A 1110-nucleotide genomic window follows, 5' to 3' on the forward strand; every position below is an offset into this window, starting at 1 on the left:
AATACGGGCCGCTGCCTTTGGCCAGCAAGCGCTGATGGTTATGGAAAAAGTAGAGTGCAAAATCAAACAGGTTGCCGGGAATAGGCTCGCCTTGATAGCGCATATGTTTTTCTTGCAGATGGAAGCCCCGCACCCGACAAATCAGTACCGCCGGATGGGCATTGAGTCGGTAGGATTTACCTTCTTCGCTGCGATATTCAATGGTGCCATCCACTGCATCGCGCAAGTTGATTTGCCCTTGGATCACTTTATCCCACGCCGGAGCCAAGGAGTCTTCAAAATCCGCCATGAAGACTTTAACGTTGGCATTTAAGGCATTGATGATCATCTTGCGTTCAACAGGGCCGGTGATCTCTACGCGGCGATCGCGCAAATCGGCAGGCACGCCACGGATAGTCCAGGCTTTTTCGCGAATGTGCTCTGTTTCAGGCAGAAAATCAGGCAATGCACCGGCATCAATCTGCGCTTGGAACGCTTCACGGGCCGCCAGCAATTGCGGTACCTGCGGGGCGAAACGGGTCACCAGCTCGGCCAGAAAGTCCAATGCCTGTGGGGTAAGGATGGCCTGCTGCTCTGCGGTCAGAGGCTCAGTACAGGTCAGCAGCGGGTGCTGCGCCGAAGTATTGTGTTGTCCGCTCATACCCTTTCCTTATCATTTGTAAATTAGCAACCACTCACCCGGTATTGCTTAAGCTGATACACCGCTCGAATTACTGAGCCAGTGCTGCTGATTATGACGTGTCCCTATGGCAACAAAATGACCAATCGATAACAAAAAATCAACATCGCGTTTTAAGTTATCGTTTGAATTTGCTGAAAAATGGTTTCAGCTCAGCGAGATAAAAAAATGAATATGCTGAATATCCCTATAAAGTCATTGCTCTAAAAAGGGAGAGACTTCCGTTTTTGCTTCTCGTATCCCACCACCAAAAATGAAAGTCTTTCAGTTATTTTATTACAAAAAGCTAACGCGCCAGTCGCGTACACGACGGCGTAATACAAAAAGACTCGGACAGGAAAAGAAAAAAAGCCAACGAAACGCGGGGTTATAGAGAAAAAATCGAACCAATGTGAACAACACCGATTTCAGGCTATAAAAACCTGAAACCG

The 1110-nt window shown here is 48.2% G+C and carries 1 pseudogene; it reads right to left on the reverse strand.

The features are described from left to right. Positions 1-640: pseudogene (locus tag ACRC27_RS06935) on the reverse strand (malate synthase A); the annotation flags it as partial. Positions 641-1110 lie beyond the last annotated feature (470 nt).

Source organism: Plesiomonas sp. (assembly GCF_051650925.1).
In the GTDB taxonomy this organism is placed as follows: Bacteria; Pseudomonadota; Gammaproteobacteria; order Enterobacterales; family CAMTGL01; genus Plesiomonas.